This is a genomic window from Acinetobacter sp. AYS6, from assembly GCF_025630795.1.
Classification (GTDB): Bacteria; Pseudomonadota; Gammaproteobacteria; order Pseudomonadales; family Moraxellaceae; genus Acinetobacter.
Genome location: NZ_JAOTNV010000007.1, coordinates 207,376 through 225,855 on the forward strand (window position 1 = coordinate 207,376; position 18,480 = coordinate 225,855).

The window sequence follows — 18,480 nt, forward strand, 5'->3', positions numbered from 1 at the left end:
CAATTTTTTTCTTAATCGCTCTTTAATATCTATTAGAAATAATAGTTCACCAATAAAAAAAGCCTCCAACTGGAGGCTTTTTATGGTCTTAAAGGCTCTTATTTAGAACCTTTAATTCCTGCTTGTAGCAACAATGCACCCAAACCACCAATTTTTTGTTCTTGTGGTTTCTCTTGCTTAGCGCGCTGAGGACGTTCAGCTTGATCTTTACGCGGTTGAGGACGTTTACCTTGAGGTTTACGTTCAAAACGTTGTTCTGTATTTTGTTCACGGCGTGGTGGACGCTGAGCTTTTACAGGTGCAGAACCTTCAGCACGCATACTTAAGTTCACGCGGTTACGTTCAACATCGACCTGCATAACACGTACTTGTACAATCTGGCCCGGTTTTACAACTTTATGTGGATCAGATACAAACTCATTTGCAAGTTCAGAAATATGAACTAGACCATCCTGATGCACACCAATATCAACAAAGGCACCAAAGTTTGTGACATTCGTGATCACACCTTCAAGCTGCATACCTTCGGTCAATTGACCAACTTCAGTAATATCTTCACGGAATTTAGCAGTACGGAACTCTGGACGTGGGTCACGACCCGGTTTTTCAAGTTCAGCTAAAACATCTTGAATTGTTGGTAAACCAAATTTGTCATCAACAAATTCATCCGCTTTTACTTGGCGAATGATTTCGGTATTACCGATGATGTCTTTAACAGTTGTTGCTTTTGCCGCAACAATTTTCTCAACAAGACCATAACTTTCAGGATGAACTGAAGATGCATCTAAAGGTTCAGAACCATTTTGAATGCGTAAGAAACCAGCCGCTTGTTCGAAAGTACGCTCGCCTAAACGTGGTACGCTTTTCAAAGCTTGACGGTTATCAAAACGGCCATGCTCTTTGCGGTATTCAACAATTTGTTGAGCAATTGCTTTGTTTAAACCTGCAATATAAGCCAAGATTGCTGGTGAAGCGGTATTTACATCAACGCCTACAGCATTCACACAGTCTTCTACCACTGCATCAAGTGTTTTTGCTAAACCAGTCTGGTTCACATCGTGTTGATATTGGCCTACACCAATTGATTTCGGGTCAATTTTAACAAGTTCAGCAAGTGGATCTTGTAAACGGCGCGCAATAGAAACTGCACCACGAATTGAAACATCAAGCTCAGGGAGTTCTGCCGACGCAAGTTCACTTGCAGAGTAAACAGATGCACCCGCTTCACTTACAGTTACTCGTGTTAAATTCAGATCAGTATTCGCAGCCATCATTTCAGCGACTACAGCTTCTGTTTCACGGCTCGCTGTACCATTACCAATTGCAATGAGCTCTACGTTATATTCACGGCACAGACGTGCAAGTTCAGCAATAGAGCCTTCTTTATCTTCTTTAGGCGCAAATGGATAAATTGTGCTGTGAGCAAGTACATCACCTGCATCGCTGATCACTGCCAGTTTCACACCTGTACGAATACCAGGGTCAACACCCAAAGTCGTACGGCTGCCAGCTGGTGCTGACAATAATAAATGACGAAGATTTTCAGCAAATACCTGCATTGCTTCTGCTTCGGCAGTAAGACGTTTTTCTGTCAGCAATGAATGTTCGATTTGAGGACGAATCTTGCCTAACCAGAATAATTTTGCAGTTTGCTTTAAGAAATCCTGACGTGCTTGAGGTTGGATTTGCTCAAGGTTGTATTCAGTTTCAATACGTGCCAATGGTGCATCATCTTCACCATCTACTTTCAAACCTAATACGTTTTCTTGACGGCCACGCAACATCGCCAATAAACGATGTGAAGGGAGTTTGTTCAAACCTTCAGAAAATTCAAAGTAATCACGGAATTTTTTACCAACTTCTTTCTTTTCTTCAGAAGCAACTGTACTTTTTAAAACTGCAGTTTTTGCAAAAGTTGTTTTTAATTCTGTGGTAAGCGCAATATTTTGTGCCCAGTCATCAATCAGAATATGCTGAATCGCATCTAATTGACTTTCAACATCTGGATAGTCTTCATGACTAAAACCAGCCAAAGCTTCTGTCGGGTCAACTTGTTCTGCAATAATTTTTTCAGCAATTGGTCCTAAACCTGCTTCTTTTGCTTTAAAAGATTTACTTGTACGCTTAGGGCGATACGGTGCATAGATTTCTTCTAAAGCATTTTTTGTTTCGGCTGCATTCACCCGCGCCAACAAGTCATCACTCAATTTATTCTGTTCTTGCAATGACTGAATAACCTTTTCACGGCGCTCATATAAATCACGTAAATACGCTAAACGAGTATCTAATTGGCGTAACTGCGTATCATCTAAACCTTGTGTTACTTCTTTACGGTAACGGGCAATAAATGGAACACTGGCACCTTCATCAATTAAGCGGATGGCAGCTTCTACTTGGTTTGGACGTACGGCAAGCTCACTTGCCAACTGCTGAACTAAGTCAGTCATCGTGTTTGATCCCACAAGGATAAAGTTTAAAAGCACTGATTATAAAGACCAAGCCCATAAAATCCACACTTGTTTGCGTATTCAAAACGTTTTTTTGTATTGACTCTGAATATTTATGCTTTTTAGGGCTACTCAAGCACATAAAAACAGGCATTTAAGTCTAAAAAATTTAAAGCTGGATCGGGTCGTTATTCTTTATAAAATTATAAACGCACAACTTATGTCATGAAGATGACAAAATCTTATTATAATTTATGAGAAAATGATCATATTGATACATTCTCTAAAAGATAAAAATATAGAGATTCAACAAGTTTTTACTCATCTAATCTCTTATTGAACATTACTGTTTGTTTCCAGCTACAATTAAAAGCTTTCTAACTATTCTTTTTGCTTAACTAAAATAATTTATTTGAAACAATTAGTTATTAATATTTAATTATTAAAAAATTATCAAATATTTAAGTATTTGTTTCTTTAGATCAGTCTTTGCTAAATTATGGGCTTAAGATGTTGTTTTTTGGTTTCAAACTCTCTTGAAAATTGTAATTTTGAGCAAATTGATACATAGTCTTAACAAGAACATCAGCATTATACTGAGGGCTTGTTGGCAATAAGCCTCACCGACCCAATAATATATAAATTATGACTTTAAAAGGGAGTACATCATGAGTTTAGTTGTACCTGCTGAACATCCTGAAACCGTACACAACGAAACGGATCGTGTCGAACGTATTTTAGTGGTCGATGACGATGTGCGTTTACGTACCCTCTTGCAACGTTTTTTGGAAGATAAAGGCTTTGTTGTAAAAACTGCCCATGATGCTTCACAAATGGATCGTCTATTACAACGTGAGTTATTTTCACTTATCGTACTCGACTTTATGTTGCCGGTTGAAGATGGTTTGAGCATTTGCCGTCGTTTACGCCAATCAAATATTGATACGCCAATCATCATGCTAACAGCGCGCGGTAGTGATTCAGACCGTATTGCCGGGCTGGAGGCTGGTGCAGACGATTACTTGCCAAAACCATTTAATCCAAATGAACTTTTAGCCCGTATCCGTGCTGTATTACGTCGCCAAGTTCGTGAAGTTCCTGGTGCTCCAAGCCAACAAGTTGAAGTTGTAAGCTTTGGTCCATGGTCTTTAGACTTGTCTACCCGTACACTGACACGCGAAGGACAAATCGTTACCTTAACGACTGGTGAATTTGCAGTATTAAAAGCATTGGTACAACACCCACGTGAACCATTAACACGCGACAAACTCATGAATTTGGCTCGTGGTCGTGAATGGGGTGCAATGGAACGTTCGATTGACGTTCAAGTGTCTCGCCTACGTCGTTTAATTGAAGATAATCCTGCACGTGCACGTTATATCCAAACTGTATGGGGTGTGGGCTATGTATTCGTTCCAGATGGTGCTGAATAAGCTTGAGATAAAATAGAGTGAGTTTAGAACCAATCGCGCCACAAAACTTTACTGATTACGCTACCTACTCTGAACGGAAACGAACTCGGTGGGAACGTTTTCTCGACAAAATTAAGCCACGCTCTGCTGCCATGCGTACCACTATTCTGGTACTGCTGGTGGTGTTCTTTAGCTTATTTATGTCGTTATGGTTCTTTTGGCGCACTCTTTACTTACCTGAAATTCAACAACATGCTCGTTATCTAGCAGTTGAACTTGAACTCGTCAACAATCCGGATATACAGATTTTTCATCGTAAAAATGAAGTGGATATTGATGAGTGGTTACGTAATCGTGTTGGTATTGAATACATTACCAACCCTAAAGAATATCCAAGCGTTCGCGATAAAGTTATTGCCGAGTTTTTTACCAATCAAATCGAACAAAAACTAGCCAATGAGATTGGGGCTAAGGATGTTACGGTTTACTTCCAGTTTAAGCCTAGCCCACGTATCTGGATTCAAACCCCTGAAATGCACGGGAACTGGGTTCGCGAGCCTTTAAAAACCTATGCGAACTATAGCCCTGAGTTATTAATTGGTTGGGTCGTGGGTGTTCCCTTACTGTCAGCTATCATTATCTTGATTTTAGTCAGACAAATGAACCGCCCTTTACGTCGTTTGCAAAATGCTGCTAATGAATATAGTAAGTCGGGTACTGCTCCCTACTTAGACACCAATCATGGTCCACTAGAGATTCGACAGGTGAACCAAGCCTTTAACCGCATGGTCTATACGCTTGATCAAACCGAGCGTGAACGACGTATTATGTTGGCCGGCATTTCACATGATTTGCGCACACCTTTAACACGTATTCGTTTAACAGCAGAGATGCTACCTGATGAGTTTTTACGTGAAGGTCTGGTCTATGACGTAGATGATATGGATGCAATTCTCAATCAGTTTATTTCGTATATGCGCGATGGATCAGATGAGGAATTGAAAGACACCAATATCAATATGCTTTTGCAAGAACTTGTTGTGCAGTTTAAACCACTTGAAATTCACTTCGAGATGCAAGATGTGCCCATCATTCCGGCACGTAGTCTTTCCTTAAAAAGATTGATTGCCAACTTGATTAATAATGCAAAACGCTATGGTGCTGAACCGATAGAGCTCAGTGCAAAAGTTGAAAATGAAAAGATTTTAATTATCGTTGCCGATCATGGTGAAGGTATTCCAGCAGATCAAATTGAAGAGTTAATGCAGCCTTTTGTCCGCGGAGACTCAGCAAGAACCATTCAAGGTAGTGGTCTTGGCCTTGCCATTGTCAAACGTATTGTCGATATTCATCATGGTGAAATTCAAATTCATAACCGTGAACAAGGTGGTTTAGAAGTTATTATTTCTTTACCCATCCCAAAACCAAACCCTGAAGAAAACACCTCGATCAATCCATTAGAAAAAATAAAGCAAACTTTGAGTGAGCGCTTTTAATTTAACCAGTTAGTGATTAAAAGCCTTATTTTAAAGATAAATAAAAATTTTAAAAATCAATAAAATAAAAACCATAAATATAATTTATACCACCATTTATTTACAAAATTAGACCTTAGCCTAACACCTATGCACTTTTCAATTTTTCATAGCTAAAATCGCCTATGTTTTGACAATTCTGAGGATGTCCAATGTCTTTAAGTCGTATTCGCCTAGCTTCTCTTCATGACAAGGTCATCAGTGCTGAACAAGCTGCGCAGTTCATCGAAGATGGAATGACCGTAGGTATGAGTGGTTTTACTCGTGCTGGTGAAGCTAAAGCTGTTCCACAAGCACTTGTAGAACTTGCAAAGAAAAATCCGTTAAAAATCACGTTAATTACGGGTGCCAGCTTAGGTAATGACTTAGACAAACAACTCACGGAAGCAGGTGTTTTATCTCGTCGTATGCCATTCCAAGTGGACAACACTTTACGTCGTGCCATTAACAATGGCGAAGTTATGTTTATTGATCAACATTTATCTGAAACTGTTGAACAAATGCGTAACCAACAGCTTAAACGTCCTGATGTTGCGGTAATTGAAGCAATTGCAATTACTGAAGATGGCGGCATTATTCCAACAACTTCTGTAGGTAACTCTGCAAGTTTTGCTATTTTTGCCGAGAAAGTTATTGTTGAAATCAACACATCTTTAAGCGAAAGCTTTGAAGGTTTGCATGACATCTACATTCCAACTTATCGTCCAACACGTACTCCAATTCCATTAACTAAAGTGGATGAGCGTATTGGTACAACGGCAATCCAAATCGATCCTGCAAAAATTGTAGGTATTGTATTTAACGATACTCACGATTCACCATCAACGGTAACTCCGCCAGATGATGAAACTCAAGGCATTGCAAACCACCTTATTGCTTTCTTTAATAAAGAAGTTGCTGAAGGTCGCTTACCAAAGAGCCTTGGCCCATTACAAGCGGGTATTGGTTCTATTGCGAATGCTGTATTAACAGGTTTAAAAGATTCTGACTTTGAAGACCTCATCATGTACTCAGAAGTACTACAAGACTGTACTTTTGAACTCATTGATGCAGGCAAAATGAAATTTGCTTCTGGTAGCTCAATTACACTTTCTGCAAAATGTGGCGAAAAAGTTTTTGGCAATATTGAAGCTTACAAAGACAAATTAGTGCTTCGTCCACAAGAAATTTCTAATCACCCTGAACTGGTTCGTCGTTTAGGTATTATCGGCATTAACACTGCACTTGAGTTCGATATTTACGGCAACGTGAACTCGACTCATGTGTGCGGTACTAAAATGATGAACGGTATTGGTGGTTCAGGTGACTTCGCTCGTAACGCACACTTGGCAATCTTTGTGACTAAATCAATTGCTAAAGGCGGCGATATCTCATCTATCGTGCCAATGGTGAGCCACGTTGACCATAGTGAACACGACGTTGATATTTTAGTGACAGAGCAAGGTTTAGCAGACCTACGCGGTTTAGCACCTCGTGAACGCGCTCGCGCTGTGATCGACAATTGTGTACACCCACTTTATCGTGATGCATTAAATGATTACTTTGATCGTGCATGTGCTAAAGGTGGACATACTCCTCACTTACTTCGTGAAGCATTGTCTTGGCATGCAAACTTCGAAGAAACTGGTCAAATGCTTCAAGTAGCACCAGTTGCAAAATCAGCTTAAAACACTGCTTGAATTAAAGCACTCCTAAGGGGGTGCTTTTTTTATTTGTGTAAATTATTAATAAACACTGCTCAAGCTTGAATTTTTATTTTATCTTTTCAGCACAGCAAAACAAAAAGTAGAAATCTATATGTTTATTATTCGCCAATTTACAAATGCGGATCTGGAAGATGTGATCATTTTATGGGAAAGCTGCGGCCTGACTCGACCTTGGAATAATCCTGAAACCGATATTTTTAGAAAAGTCTCACAACAAGATGATTTGTTTCTAGTTGCGATTAAAGATGAGCAACTCATCGGCACGCTTATGGGCGGCTATGACGGCCATAGAGGCTGGATTAACTATTTGGCTGTTCACCCCCACCAACAACGCTTAGGCATAGCTACAGCCCTTGTTCAGCAGCTTGAAAAGCGACTAATTGCTCGAGGCTGCCCAAAACTTCAATTATTGGTGCGTAAAGATAATCTAAATGTACTGAATTTTTATGAACAGCTCGGCTATGACGAAGTAGAAGCGGTATGTTTGGGAAAACGTCTAATTAGTGATAATTCACATGATTAGAGCCTTATTTATTATCATTTTGGCATAACACAGAAAACAAACTGAGTTTGGGGATAAGTAAGTGTGCTTGTGGATAAATGTCATTTTACCCACAAGTAAAGAAATGAATTGTTCAAATAAAATAATACGCATGAAAAAAGCCCCATACGTTAAGTATGGGGCTTTTTCGAATATGGTGGCGAGACCCAGGATCGAACTGGGGACACACGGATTTTCAATCCGTTGCTCTACCTACTGAGCTATCACGCCAATGGCCTGTATTAAGCCGTATCTCAGAACAATAGTCAACAATTATCCTGAGTTTTTGATTTAAATGAGTATTTTTTATACTTAACACTTAAAAAAAAATCCCTGATGGGATCAGGGATTGAAAACACAAATAATGGTGGCGAGACCCAGGATCGAACTGGGGACACACGGATTTTCAATCCGTTGCTCTACCTACTGAGCTATCACGCCGAAGTGGGCGTATTAAACAATGTTTATATGATCACGTCAAGCAACTTCCGTGTTTTTTGTAACAAGTGATTATTTTTAAATCACCATCACATACGAACAGGAATTTTAATGATGCAATTTACCAATATGAGCCAAACAGCGATGAATTGCGCCGCAGCCCGGCTCAAAAATTTTAACGCCTTTTGACTCTTCTATACGGCAAGCTTCTTCAACTAAGCGCTCTGCTACCCCACGACCACGGTTAGCAGGATGCACAACAATATATTCAAGAACCTTGCTTTCGCCTTGTCCTGAAGACCAGATTGCACCTATAATTTTGGTGTTAAATTCAGCAGTGTATAGCGTGGTATACTGTTGTAAATCTTGTTCAAGTTGTTCAATCGCATCGTGCCCGTCACCAAACTCCGGACTTGTATCATACAAACGCTCAAGCTGATCGCGGATCTCTGAATTATCTAGAGAACTATAAGCATGTACGGTAATAGGCATTGATTAACCCTCCTGAGCAAACTATGATGCTGTCACGAATTCGTCACAGCGAAATTATCGTTACATCCAATCATTTTTGACGTTTTTTTGAGGAACGTGTCCATGACGCAACGTATCAGTGAAGTGGTTAGAAATACCAATGAAACCAAAATTCGAGTTCGATTAAATCTCGACGGTACTGGTCAAGGCACACTAAACACTGGAGTTCCATTTTTAGACCATATGATTGATCAAATCAAGCGACATGGCTTATTTGATATCGATATTCATTGTGATGGAGACCTCGAGATTGATGATCACCACACCGTAGAAGACTGTGGCATCACGCTTGGACAAGCTTTTGCACAGGCTTTAGGCGATAAAAAAGGTTTAAAACGCTATGGTCACTTTTATGCACCATTAGATGAAGCCTTGTCTCGTGTTGTTGTAGATTTATCTGGTCGTCCGGGTTTATTCATGGATATTCCATTTACCCGTGCACGCATCGGTACATTTGATGTCGATTTATTTTCTGAGTTTTTCCAAGGTTTCGTAAACCATGCGCTTATGACCTTACACATCGATAATTTGAAGGGCAAAAATAGCCACCATCAAATTGAAAGTGTGTTCAAAGCGCTAGCTCGTGCTTTGCGTATGGCATGTGAAGTTGATCCACGTGCAGAAAACACGATTGCATCGACAAAAGGTAGCCTCTAATGACACGTATCGCGTTACTTGATTATGGCATGGGCAATCTACACTCAGCAGCTAAAGCACTTGAGCATGTAGGCGCTACAGTCGATGTGACCAATGATCCAAAATTAATTGCACAAGCCGACAAAATTGTTTTTCCGGGTGTTGGTGCAATGCGTGACTGTATGCAAGGTATGCGTGAAGCAGGAATTGATGAAGTCGTACGTAAAGCTGCTTTTAATAAGCCAGTTCTTGCGATTTGTGTTGGCATGCAAGCACTGCTACAAAGCTCAGAAGAAAATGGCGGTGTAGATGCACTCGGTATTTTTGACGGCGTAGTAAAACACTTCCCTCAAATGGACGGTTTAAAAGTACCGCACATGGGCTGGAATCAAGTTCATCAACTGGACCCAAGCCATCCAATGTGGAATAACATTGAACAAGATGCACGCTTTTACTTTGTACATAGTTACTATGTCGAACCAAAAGATGAAAGCGTTGTGGCTGCGACTTGTGACTATGGTGTGAACTTCTGCACAGCAATTCATAAAGATAATTTATTCGCGACTCAATTCCACCCAGAGAAAAGTCATACTGCTGGTTTGCAGTTACTGAAGAACTTTGTGGAATGGAATATTTAATTTCATTTAAAACTGAAAAAGATCAGGTCGAGATGGCCTGATCTTTTTTTTTATTTATAATAACAACCAATCATTTATAGAATGATATTTTATTCCACAAAATATTGAAGATTTATACTTTTAAATAAAACCAAATGATCAGGAAAACAAAATGAATTCACCTTTTGAAAATCAGCCACTTCAACAAGATTCCCCCTTTAAAGCGAATGGTCGTTTTGGACGACTCTCTTATGCTGCTTGGACATTCTTATTTTCACTCGTCATCGGTATCGCTGTTGTCATCATCGCTTTTACTTTTGGATTTACATCTAGTCAGGAACTAACAGGCCTTTCTACAGCAGGCATGATTGTTATCCTCATTCTTTACATTGTCTGCCTCTATGTAAGTTTTGTATTTACAATTCGTCGCTTACATGACCGCAATAATACAGGATGGCTATCATTGCTGATGCTTATACCTGGCGTAAACTTTATTTTCATGATTTATCTCTTTGCAGCAAAAGGTACAGAAGGCAATAATGATTACGGCCCGCAACGCCCTACCCCAGGTTGGGAACGCGTTTTAGGCTGGATTTATATTATTCTGATTCCGCTTGCATTAATTTTTGCGGTTGTTGCCACAATGATGGCTCCTACCTATGAAGGCTATATTGAGAAAAGCGAAAGCGTTGTCATTGGTACGCCCTCTCAGTCTCAATAATTTTTAAAGACATTCATAAAGCCTAGTTCTCTAGGCTTTATTCATATATAAAGCTAATAGCCCAATTCTTTTGTACGCTGTTAAATATGTCCGAATCCTCTCCCCTCCTTGATAAAACCTCTATTCAGCAGCTTCCCCCTTTTGAAAATCTGACACACCACAATATTGTTGTTATTGAAAATATTGAGCAATGCAAAAGTATTGAAGAAGAATTAAAAAACGCTGCAATTTTGGGATTTGATTCTGAGTCTAAACCTACATTTAAAGTGGGTGAAATCTCAACTGGTCCACACTTGATTCAACTTGCTACAGCAAAAAAAGCCTATTTATTTCACGTCAATTCATCGACTTTAAAATTTTTACAGCCCATTTTGTCGAACTCTCAGCAAATTAAAGTTGGCTTTGGACTTAAAAATGATAAGCACATTTTTCATAAAAAAGGCATAGAGCTAGAAAGTTGTGTCGATCTTGCTAAAGGCTTTAGCCACTTCGGTTTTACACAGCAAATGGGTGTACAAAAAGCGGTTGCCCTGTTATTTGGCCAATATCTTGCAAAGTCGAAAAAAGTTGGAACTTCAAATTGGGCACGAAAGCCACTTAGCTCTCAGCAGATCAGCTACGCGGCTGCCGATGCATATGCTGCTTTATTGGTATTTGAAGAGCTTAGAAAACAAAAACTATTACCCGCTCACATTTCTCAAACTATTCAAACTGCACTTCAAGCGTAAAGTTATAAAAGTCTTTTCTAAGGCTTAGCGATTGATCAATACTTTGCTAAGATGTGCAAAATTTCATAATCATGATGAAGCAAGGAGCGGAAGCATGCTAATCATTCCTGCAATTGACCTGAAAGATGGTAAATGTGTGCGTTTAAAACAAGGGCGTATGGAAGACGATACTGTTTTCTCTGACGATCCAGTTGCAACTGCCCAGCATTGGGTAAATGAAGGCGCACGTCGTTTGCATTTGGTCGATTTGAATGGCGCTTTCGCAGGCACTCCAATTCATAAGCCTGTTGTGGAAGCAATTGCTAAAGCTCAGCCAGAATTACCAATTCAAATTGGTGGTGGTATTCGTTCATTAGAGACCATTGAGCACTATTTAGAAGCTGGCGTGACTTTTGTCATTATCGGCACTAAAGCAGTTCAAGATCCGGAATTTGTAGAAGAAGCGTGTAAACGCTTTGCTGGTCACATCATTGTTGGTATTGATGCGATAAATGGCATGGTTGCAACTGACGGCTGGGCAAACGTTACTGATGTGAAAGCAACGGATTTAGCGAAACGCTTTGCAGATGCAGGCGTGTCTAGCATTGTTTACACAGACATCGCTCGTGACGGCATGATGCAAGGTGTAAATGTTGAGCAAACTGTAAACTTGGCTCAATATTCAGGCTTACCCGTGATTGCTTCTGGTGGCGTAACAAATCTTGATGATGTACGCAACTTAATCGGCCAACCGGGCATTTTAGGTGCTATCACAGGTCGTGCAATTTATGAAGGTACTCTAAACCTTCGTGAAGCTCAGCTTTTGTTAGATGAAAACCGTCTTTAATTTTTAAGATGTAAAAGAAGAGCCTATTTAGGCTCTTTTTTATTGCTGATATGACAAATACATTCCTAATCAATACACCACATTACGAATAAACTTAAGTACTTGGTTACCACTATTGATATAGGTGTAAGTGACTGAGCTGGCAAAAACAAAAGATGAGCCAGCAGCAATAATTTTTGTACTATCTGCAAATTGTATGGTCAGCTCACCTTCCAATACATAAATAAGCTCTTGCCATCCTTCCGCATCGGCTTCGGCAATATAAGATTCTCCCACTGCCAACGACCATGTCCACAGCTCAACTTGTGAACGAGATGGAGCTGAAGCCAATAGAGTTGCGCTGCTTTCTTCTTTTTCACCTTGCCAAGCGAGTACATTTACCATGGCTTGTTCTTTGTGCTCAGGTGCACTCACAATTGTTCTAAAATCTACGCCCAGCACGACCGCAATCGCATCGAGTTTGGCCAAGCTAATATTGACTTGTCCAGTTTCTAAAGCTGCGATTGTCCGTCTGCTCACACCCGCCTGATCGGCCAAGTCCTGTTGGCTTAAACCTCGCTCGTCTCTTAATGAACGAATGTTTGTGCCGACATGTTGCAAAACGGTACTGGTCTGGCTCATAAAATAAAGTAGCAAAGAAAATATGAGCAATATATTGCACAAAACAGAAGAATAGCGCAATATGTGCAGTATATTGCACAATTTTTTCTAATTTGAGTATGTCACCAACTTCTTTGAGCTCAAGCAAAGCTCCACAGTTAGCACTCGTCCTGATTACGATTATTTGGGGTGGAACATTCCTTACCGTGCAGTATGCATTGCACTTTTCATCGCCTATGTTTTTTGTGGGCTGCCGCTTTGCTGTCGCGGCGCTTACCTTGCTGCTGATTTCTTTCAAGAGTATGAAAGGCGTTACTTTAAAAGATTTAGGTGCTGGCAGTGCGATTGGTCTTGTCATTGCGGCAGGTTACGGCACACAGACGATTGGTCTTCAAACCATTCCAAGTAGTGAGTCGGCTTTTTTAACCGCGCTTTATGTTCCGCTTGTACCTATTTTAATGTGGCTCATCTTTAGAAAAGTTCCACACATTATGACTTGGGTGGGAGCAGTCCTTGCTTTTGCTGGCCTTATTTTATTGACAGGTAATGGTTTTGAACAAATCTCTTTAAATTTTGGACAGCTTGTAACAGTGCTTGGATCACTTGCGATTGCTTTAGAAATTATTTTTATTAGTTACTTTGCTGGAAAAGTAAATTTACGTCGCGTCACCGTCATTCAACTCGGCGTAGCCTCTCTAGTTTCTTTTGCCATTATGCCTGCGGTGGGTGAACATGCAATTCCTGCATTTTCATGGCCACTTGTACTCCTTGCTGTTGCATTAGGTTTAGCCAGTGCTCTTATTCAATTTGTGATGAACTGGGCTCAACGTATGGTTGATCCTTCCCGTGCTGCAATTATCTATGCAGGAGAACCGGTTTGGGCAGGAATTATTGGTCGAATTGCGGGTGAGCGTTTGCCAATCATTGCTCTTTTTGGAGGTGCTTTAGTGGTTTTAGGTGTTTTAGTCAGTGAGTTGAAACTTAAGTTGCCAATTAGAAAAAATAAAAGAATTCGAGAATAAAAAAAGAGAGCTTAATGCTCTCTTTTTTATTTATTAAGGCTGATACATCGGTCGGTTATCATTTAGCGCAATCAAGCCGCGAATTGCACGATATACAATCCAGATCCACGCAGCACCAATTACGCCCACACAGAATACGGTCGATGAAACGGCAACGCCTGCAAATAGATTAGTATTTTCGCCCGTAAAGAACAGGAAAATAAACGGCAGAAAGGCAATAATATTCCAAGCCAGATACCACCAGAATGTTCTGATTTGCCATGTAAAGTGGCTCGCAAAAATTGAACCTTGCACATCAGAACGTTTTACGTAGTTAATAATTAAAGCAATAACCGCAAGTAAGCCGCCTGTAAAAATGGCAACAATATAAAGTACATATAAAATAAGCGTTAAAGTACGATTTGAATCTTGGTCGATAGAACTATTCATTTTTATACCTCTCAAGTTTAATAAAACAATTTACTTTTATGAGCCCCGCAAAACATTTAAGGGAGAAATTAGCCATAAAATCAAAAGTAAATGAAAGAATATGGTACAAAAATAAATCTTACGAAAGGGTTGTTTTTGTGTTTTATGTCTCAGTTTTTGTTGTGCCCACCATGCAGCAGGCCAGCCTCCTAAAAAACTGACAATATGTAATGTTTGCTCAGGCACACGTCGATTACCTGTTTGTGCGGCTTCCTTATCTTGTGAATAGAGCCAATAACTTAAGACATTCATCATTAAAACAAACAACAAAGTATAGGCTGGCAACGTATGGATAAAACTCATAATGCCCATTAAAACGAAATAAAATACGATCCCCATTTGCATTGCAGACCATGGACTGGCTTGAAAAGAAGATTGTGTTTTTACTGGTTTTGATGTTTTACGAGTTTGAGATGCTTTTAAATAGGTGACCTGCTGGGCACGAAAACGACCTTGTTCATCAAGGATAATCAGATATTCCAGTGCACAGCCAATAATTGGCCGAGGACCGGGGCGTGCAAAATCTTTGATATGCAAAAAGACTCGCTCTTTTTCAGCATCATCTGGCTGAATAAAGCCATAACCTTTTTCGTCGAACCATTCGACTAATCGCCCCTGATCTCGCATCTTTATTCCTTTATCCTTTTACGTGGCTCAAACGATCTTGCATCATTGCTCGCATTTCCTGCGGGTCTTTTTGCAAAATGTCGTCACCGGTACGTCCTTCTTCTTTATTTTTTTGAGCAACCTGCAAGCGCATCGACCAAAAACGGCACGCCGCCATTGCCAAGAATACATCTAAACATTCAAGTTCATCTGAAGTGAGCGCACGAACTTTTTGATATGCCTCTAAGTAAGCTGCTACTTTGTCTGAGTTTAAGTTCACCGCTGGATATTCGGTACAAAAATCATTGATGGTAATCGCAATATCAAACAGTAATTCATCTTGATTTAACTCGTAAAAATCTAGAATACCTTGTAATTGCTCGCCTTCAAACAAAGTATTGTCGCGGAACAAATCTGAATGAATAAAACCCGTTGGTCGGTTTGAATACTGTGCTGTTTTAGCATTAAAAGCTTGATAGACCTGCTCAAGTAAAGTTTGGTCATCTTGAGTCATGTTTGGTTTAAGTTGCTCTGCAACACCTGTCCAATATTGATGATCACGTCTATATTCACGTTCAAGCGGAAAATCTTGTAAAGCCACATGTAGCTTCGCCTGTGCGTCTGCAATCGCGGCAACTTGTGCTACTGTGGTTTGCATGGGATGGTGACCCATGAGACGTGGAGCAATCTGTGCAGGCTTATCTGCAATCACATGAACCGCTTGTCCACTATGTTTTAACGGCACAGCAACGGGTACATCATGAGTCCCCAATTGTTCAAGAACAGGAATAAGCTCGCCTGCCCCTTGCGCATCTAACTCTTCAAACACGGTAAGTACATATTGTTTGCGGTTTACATCAACCAAAAAATAATTGGTGTTTTGAATACCTCCCTGAATTGGGTTCAGCTCTAACACCTCTAATCCATAAGGTGCAGCAAAGGCGCGAACTTCATCTAAACTCAACGGGGTATAAACCGACATGGAAAACCTGCAAAAAACATCTGTGAAGTTTGATAGAATACCTCTTCCCTCCATGAAGGTGTAGCGCCTGTGTAGGAACTTTCACCAACGGCGATTATTTTTGGAAAAAGCTATGCTTGCTAAACGTATTATTCCTTGCCTAGACGTTGATAATGGACGCGTAGTTAAAGGCGTTCAATTCCTCGATATTCGTGATGCTGGCGACCCTGTTGAAGTGGCACGTCGCTATAACGAACAAGGTGCAGACGAAATTACTTTCTTAGACATTACCGCTACACATCATGGACGCGATACCACTTACCGTACTGTTGAACGTATGGCCGAGACTGTATTTGTGCCATTAACTGTTGGTGGTGGTGTACGTAAGGTTGAAGATATTCGTGCGTTATTAAATGCGGGTGCAGACAAAGTGAGTATTAACTCAGCTGCCGTATTTAACCCTGAATTTGTTCAAGAAGCTTCTCAGCACTTTGGCGCGCAATGTATTGTGGTTGCGATTGATGCCAAAAAAACTGGCGAAAACAAATGGGAAATTTTTACCCATGGTGGTCGTAAACCAACTGGTATTGATGCCATTGAATGGGCTGTACAAATGGCTGACTACGGTGCGGGTGAGTTACTCATTACTAGTATGGATGCCGATGGTACTAAAGCGGGCTACGATATTGCGTTAATGCGTGCTATTAATGACCGCGTGACCATTCCAACCATTGCTTCAGGTGGTGTAGGTAACTTACAACACCTTGCAGACGGTATTTTACAAGGTGGTGCTGATGCAGTATTGGCAGCAAGTATTTTCCACTTTGGTCAATATACCATTCCAGAAGCTAAACAATATTTAGCTGAACAAGGCATCGAAATGCGCTTGTAAGCTTATTGATATTTAAAGGGGCGATATGGCCCCTTTATTTTTATGCAGCACCATCTACTGCATTTATATCGCTAACGAGTTCAGGCTTTTCTTTTTCTCGACCCATTTTGCTGGAAAGATTTTTTCTACAGCTTGAGTTAGCGGTTTAGCAAATACAGTAGGCAACCGAACACCCAAAGGATTTTGTTCTTTTAAATCTGCCGAAGACACCACTCGTGTTCCCATCACATAATCAAACCAAGGTTTGGTCACACACCAATTGGCATCTTGATTAGAGTTCATGTGATGGTCGTAATGCCATGGAATTTTACGCTTTGCCCACTCAGGCTCTAAATGTGCACGGCGATGAATATAATAATAATTTCCAGCACTGTACCAAGCCGCGAGTGCCATACCTTTTGAAAACGGATAGAAAATTGCACTTGAAACGGTTGCCACGACTGTCAGTGAAATTAACTCATTTTTAGTCCGCCAGTTTCCAACACCTTCCACATAGCAATCATCATAAAATTGTTGTTTACGGACTTCACGATGGTGTGCCCAATGAGACTCCATGCTTTTTGGTACGGGGCTATAACGTGGTTGTCCGGCACGGTGTACGCCATGCAAAATATATTTATGCGCTACCCACTCAAATGCATTGGCAACCGCAATTCCGGCAATAAACCCTTTTAGCATCAGCTAACTCCTTTTCTTTTTATTCAGAATATAAAATTCGTTATGCTAGGTATTGACCAGAATTTATGGTTTCATTGACAAATCACGACAACAAAGAGGTGGTCAAGGATGCCACAACTAAAAAATTATACAGGTTCAGTCTATGGAGGACTGGGACACCTCTTAAAAGCTTACTGCGAAGCCAATCAGTTAGCTATTCCAGAACAATTAGAACAAATTCAAAATCTGGAACGCTTTGACTATGTGGTTTGGCGTGACCTATTAGAAGTCATTTATAAATTGGACCCAAAGCCGGGATTAGGTCTAGAAATTGCCAAATACGTGCAACCCAAACACTTAGGAATTATTGCCTACCTCGCACTCTCTTGCGATAACTTAGGTGAAGCCTTAATTCGCTATCATGATTTTCACCGTCTGATTTATGATGGAAGCCCTCTAGTTGTTGAGCTACAAGGAAGATATGGCTCTATTCGCTGGGAAGCGACAGAGTTACACCCCACCCAACTTACCGATGAAATCGCGATTGCACTGGTCATTCAGTTCTTACGTCTTTTTATGTCTCATGAGGATGTGCATTTGCATGAAGTACATTTCTTAAATGCTGCTCCTAAAAATATCAGGGTTTATGAACAATACTTCCAATGTCCCGTTCGTTTTAGCCAGCCGCGTACAGAGTTGCTCATTCCAATTACGGAAATTCATAAGCCGCTTAGCAGCGCCGACCACACCCTACAGCAGCTATTGGTTCAACAAGCACAAGCGCTGTTAGAACAATTACCAAATTCGACCCAACTTGATCAGCGTTTACAGCATTCAATTTTGACTGGGCTGCAAAAGGATCAATATCAAATTGAATATATTGCAGCTCAGCTAGGCCTTTCGGTTCGACAGCTTCAACGACACTTACAACAACAAAACACCACCTTTCAGGAACGCGTTCAGCAAGTACGATTTATGCTTGCGACCGAATATTTGAAAGACCCGCATTTGAGCTTACAAGAGATTGCCCTTCTGCTTTGTTACTCGGAACAAAGTGCTTTTCAAAGAGCTTTTAAGCATTGGACCAATCAAACACCACAGCAATGGAGAGATTATTTTTTAGACAAAGAATAACC

18 protein-coding genes, 2 tRNA genes and 2 pseudogenes are annotated in these 18,480 nt (G+C 40.4%); 13 read left to right on the forward strand and 9 right to left on the reverse strand.

Annotation, left to right across the window (positions count from 1 at the left end; all coding sequences use genetic code 11):
• Positions 1 to 98 precede the first annotated feature (98 nt).
• Positions 99 to 2,447 carry a Tex family protein gene (locus OD757_RS11570; protein WP_263031958.1) on the reverse strand — a complete coding sequence of 783 codons (2,349 nt, stop codon included), beginning with the start codon at positions 2,445 to 2,447 and terminating at the stop codon, positions 99 to 101.
• A 668-nt stretch (positions 2,448 to 3,115) separates the two neighbouring features.
• Here OD757_RS11570 and ompR point away from each other — a divergent pair.
• The 5 genes and pseudogenes from ompR (at position 3,116) to OD757_RS11595 (ending at position 7,623) form a co-directional block, all read left to right on the forward strand.
• On the forward strand, positions 3,116 to 3,880 hold the full coding sequence (gene ompR, locus OD757_RS11575; protein WP_000060753.1) for a two-component system response regulator OmpR: 765 nt from the start codon (positions 3,116 to 3,118) through the stop codon (positions 3,878 to 3,880).
• A 17-nt stretch (positions 3,881 to 3,897) separates the two neighbouring features.
• Entirely contained in the window at positions 3,898 to 5,355 is a 1,458-nt protein-coding gene (locus tag OD757_RS11580) for an ATP-binding protein (RefSeq protein ID WP_009392031.1), read from the forward strand.
• Between the two features lie 36 nt (positions 5,356 to 5,391).
• A pseudogene (locus tag OD757_RS11585) lies at positions 5,392 to 5,511 on the forward strand (hypothetical protein).
• A gap of 35 nt (positions 5,512 to 5,546) precedes the next feature.
• Entirely contained in the window at positions 5,547 to 7,061 is a 1,515-nt protein-coding gene (locus OD757_RS11590; RefSeq protein WP_263031959.1) for an acetyl-CoA hydrolase/transferase family protein, read from the forward strand.
• A gap of 130 nt (positions 7,062 to 7,191) precedes the next feature.
• Complete coding sequence (locus OD757_RS11595; RefSeq protein ID WP_263031960.1) at positions 7,192 to 7,623, forward strand: GNAT family acetyltransferase; 432 nt, start codon at positions 7,192 to 7,194, stop codon at positions 7,621 to 7,623.
• Positions 7,624 to 7,796: 173 nt separating this feature from the next.
• On the opposite strand, the gene OD757_RS11600 is transcribed toward OD757_RS11595, so the two are convergent.
• The 3 genes from OD757_RS11600 to OD757_RS11610 form a co-directional block, all read right to left on the reverse strand.
• Positions 7,797 to 7,872: transfer RNA gene (locus tag OD757_RS11600), tRNA-Phe, on the reverse strand.
• Between the two features lie 134 nt (positions 7,873 to 8,006).
• Positions 8,007 to 8,082, reverse strand: a tRNA-Phe gene (locus tag OD757_RS11605).
• A gap of 105 nt (positions 8,083 to 8,187) precedes the next feature.
• On the reverse strand, positions 8,188 to 8,571 hold the full coding sequence (locus tag OD757_RS11610) for a GNAT family N-acetyltransferase (RefSeq protein WP_004789887.1): 384 nt from the start codon (positions 8,569 to 8,571) through the stop codon (positions 8,188 to 8,190).
• Positions 8,572 to 8,673: 102 nt separating this feature from the next.
• Here OD757_RS11610 and hisB point away from each other — a divergent pair, with 102 nt between their 5' ends.
• The 5 genes from hisB to hisA all read left to right on the forward strand — a co-directional run bounded on the left by hisB (position 8,674) and on the right by hisA (position 12,138).
• Entirely contained in the window at positions 8,674 to 9,267 is a 594-nt protein-coding gene (gene hisB, locus OD757_RS11615) for an imidazoleglycerol-phosphate dehydratase HisB (protein ID WP_002116767.1), read from the forward strand.
• Positions 9,267 to 9,884 carry an imidazole glycerol phosphate synthase subunit HisH gene (gene hisH, locus OD757_RS11620; RefSeq protein ID WP_263031961.1) on the forward strand — a complete coding sequence of 206 codons (618 nt, stop codon included), beginning with the start codon at positions 9,267 to 9,269 and terminating at the stop codon, positions 9,882 to 9,884. Before hisB ends, hisH begins: the two co-directional genes overlap by 1 nt.
• A 151-nt stretch (positions 9,885 to 10,035) precedes the next feature.
• Complete coding sequence (locus OD757_RS11625; protein ID WP_263031962.1) at positions 10,036 to 10,584, forward strand: DUF805 domain-containing protein; 549 nt, start codon at positions 10,036 to 10,038, stop codon at positions 10,582 to 10,584.
• Between the two features lie 86 nt (positions 10,585 to 10,670).
• Positions 10,671 to 11,312 (forward strand): 3'-5' exonuclease, encoded by a 642-nt coding sequence (locus OD757_RS11630; RefSeq protein ID WP_263031963.1) that lies wholly within the window; start codon positions 10,671 to 10,673, stop codon positions 11,310 to 11,312.
• A 94-nt stretch (positions 11,313 to 11,406) separates the two neighbouring features.
• Positions 11,407 to 12,138 carry a 1-(5-phosphoribosyl)-5-[(5-phosphoribosylamino)methylideneamino]imidazole-4-carboxamide isomerase gene (hisA, locus tag OD757_RS11635; protein ID WP_263031964.1) on the forward strand — a complete coding sequence of 244 codons (732 nt, stop codon included), beginning with the start codon at positions 11,407 to 11,409 and terminating at the stop codon, positions 12,136 to 12,138.
• A gap of 69 nt (positions 12,139 to 12,207) precedes the next feature.
• Here hisA and OD757_RS11640 read toward each other — a convergent pair whose 3' ends face one another.
• Complete coding sequence (locus OD757_RS11640) at positions 12,208 to 12,759, reverse strand: helix-turn-helix domain-containing protein (RefSeq protein ID WP_009392012.1); 552 nt, start codon at positions 12,757 to 12,759, stop codon at positions 12,208 to 12,210.
• A 98-nt stretch (positions 12,760 to 12,857) separates the two neighbouring features.
• On the opposite strand from OD757_RS11640, the gene OD757_RS11645 reads away from it, so the two are divergent.
• Positions 12,858 to 13,760, forward strand: coding sequence for a DMT family transporter (locus OD757_RS11645; RefSeq protein ID WP_263031965.1), 903 nt, complete (start codon positions 12,858 to 12,860; stop codon positions 13,758 to 13,760).
• A 33-nt stretch (positions 13,761 to 13,793) separates the two neighbouring features.
• Here OD757_RS11645 and OD757_RS11650 read toward each other — a convergent pair whose 3' ends face one another.
• The 3 genes from OD757_RS11650 to OD757_RS11660 are packed head-to-tail and all read right to left on the reverse strand — an operon-like array spanning position 13,794 to position 15,816.
• Positions 13,794 to 14,189 carry a DUF4870 family protein gene (locus OD757_RS11650; protein ID WP_263031966.1) on the reverse strand — a complete coding sequence of 132 codons (396 nt, stop codon included), beginning with the start codon at positions 14,187 to 14,189 and terminating at the stop codon, positions 13,794 to 13,796.
• Between the two features lie 36 nt (positions 14,190 to 14,225).
• Positions 14,226 to 14,855: a DUF1294 domain-containing protein gene (locus OD757_RS11655; protein ID WP_263031967.1), complete on the reverse strand. Its 630-nt coding sequence runs from the start codon at positions 14,853 to 14,855 to the stop codon at positions 14,226 to 14,228.
• A gap of 10 nt (positions 14,856 to 14,865) precedes the next feature.
• Positions 14,866 to 15,816, reverse strand: coding sequence for a homoserine kinase (locus OD757_RS11660; RefSeq protein WP_263031968.1), 951 nt, complete (start codon positions 15,814 to 15,816; stop codon positions 14,866 to 14,868).
• Positions 15,817 to 15,928: 112 nt separating this feature from the next.
• On the opposite strand from OD757_RS11660, the gene hisF reads away from it, so the two are divergent.
• Positions 15,929 to 16,687: an imidazole glycerol phosphate synthase subunit HisF gene (hisF, locus tag OD757_RS11665; protein ID WP_033848966.1), complete on the forward strand. Its 759-nt coding sequence runs from the start codon at positions 15,929 to 15,931 to the stop codon at positions 16,685 to 16,687.
• 40 nt (positions 16,688 to 16,727) lie between these two features.
• Here hisF and OD757_RS11670 read toward each other — a convergent pair.
• Positions 16,728 to 17,365 (reverse strand): annotated as a pseudogene (locus OD757_RS11670) (hypothetical protein).
• Between the two features lie 108 nt (positions 17,366 to 17,473).
• On the opposite strand from OD757_RS11670, the gene OD757_RS11675 reads away from it, so the two are divergent.
• Positions 17,474 to 18,478, forward strand: a complete 1,005-nt coding sequence (locus tag OD757_RS11675) for an AraC family transcriptional regulator (RefSeq protein ID WP_263031969.1) — start codon at positions 17,474 to 17,476, stop codon at positions 18,476 to 18,478.
• The last annotated feature ends 2 nt before the right edge of the window (positions 18,479 to 18,480 follow it).

Bases quoted from the DNA above. Each gene is read 5' to 3' on its own strand.
- OD757_RS11570 (WP_263031958.1), bottom strand. From the start codon at position 2,447: ATGACTGACTTAGTTCAGCAGTTGGCAAGTGAGCTTGCCGTACGTCCA.
- ompR (WP_000060753.1), top strand. From the start codon at position 3,116: ATGAGTTTAGTTGTACCTGCTGAACATCCTGAAACCGTACACAACGAA.
- OD757_RS11590 (WP_263031959.1), top strand. From the start codon at position 5,547: ATGTCTTTAAGTCGTATTCGCCTAGCTTCTCTTCATGACAAGGTCATC.
- OD757_RS11595 (WP_263031960.1), top strand. From the start codon at position 7,192: ATGTTTATTATTCGCCAATTTACAAATGCGGATCTGGAAGATGTGATC.
- OD757_RS11610 (WP_004789887.1), bottom strand. From the start codon at position 8,571: ATGCCTATTACCGTACATGCTTATAGTTCTCTAGATAATTCAGAGATC.
- hisB (WP_002116767.1), top strand. From the start codon at position 8,674: ATGACGCAACGTATCAGTGAAGTGGTTAGAAATACCAATGAAACCAAA.
- hisH (WP_263031961.1), top strand. From the start codon at position 9,267: ATGACACGTATCGCGTTACTTGATTATGGCATGGGCAATCTACACTCA.
- OD757_RS11625 (WP_263031962.1), top strand. From the start codon at position 10,036: ATGAATTCACCTTTTGAAAATCAGCCACTTCAACAAGATTCCCCCTTT.
- OD757_RS11630 (WP_263031963.1), top strand. From the start codon at position 10,671: ATGTCCGAATCCTCTCCCCTCCTTGATAAAACCTCTATTCAGCAGCTT.
- hisA (WP_263031964.1), top strand. From the start codon at position 11,407: ATGCTAATCATTCCTGCAATTGACCTGAAAGATGGTAAATGTGTGCGT.
- OD757_RS11640 (WP_009392012.1), bottom strand. From the start codon at position 12,759: ATGAGCCAGACCAGTACCGTTTTGCAACATGTCGGCACAAACATTCGT.
- OD757_RS11645 (WP_263031965.1), top strand. From the start codon at position 12,858: ATGTCACCAACTTCTTTGAGCTCAAGCAAAGCTCCACAGTTAGCACTC.
- OD757_RS11650 (WP_263031966.1), bottom strand. From the start codon at position 14,189: ATGAATAGTTCTATCGACCAAGATTCAAATCGTACTTTAACGCTTATT.
- OD757_RS11655 (WP_263031967.1), bottom strand. From the start codon at position 14,855: ATGCGAGATCAGGGGCGATTAGTCGAATGGTTCGACGAAAAAGGTTAT.
- OD757_RS11660 (WP_263031968.1), bottom strand. From the start codon at position 15,816: ATGTCGGTTTATACCCCGTTGAGTTTAGATGAAGTTCGCGCCTTTGCT.
- hisF (WP_033848966.1), top strand. From the start codon at position 15,929: ATGCTTGCTAAACGTATTATTCCTTGCCTAGACGTTGATAATGGACGC.
- OD757_RS11675 (WP_263031969.1), top strand. From the start codon at position 17,474: ATGCCACAACTAAAAAATTATACAGGTTCAGTCTATGGAGGACTGGGA.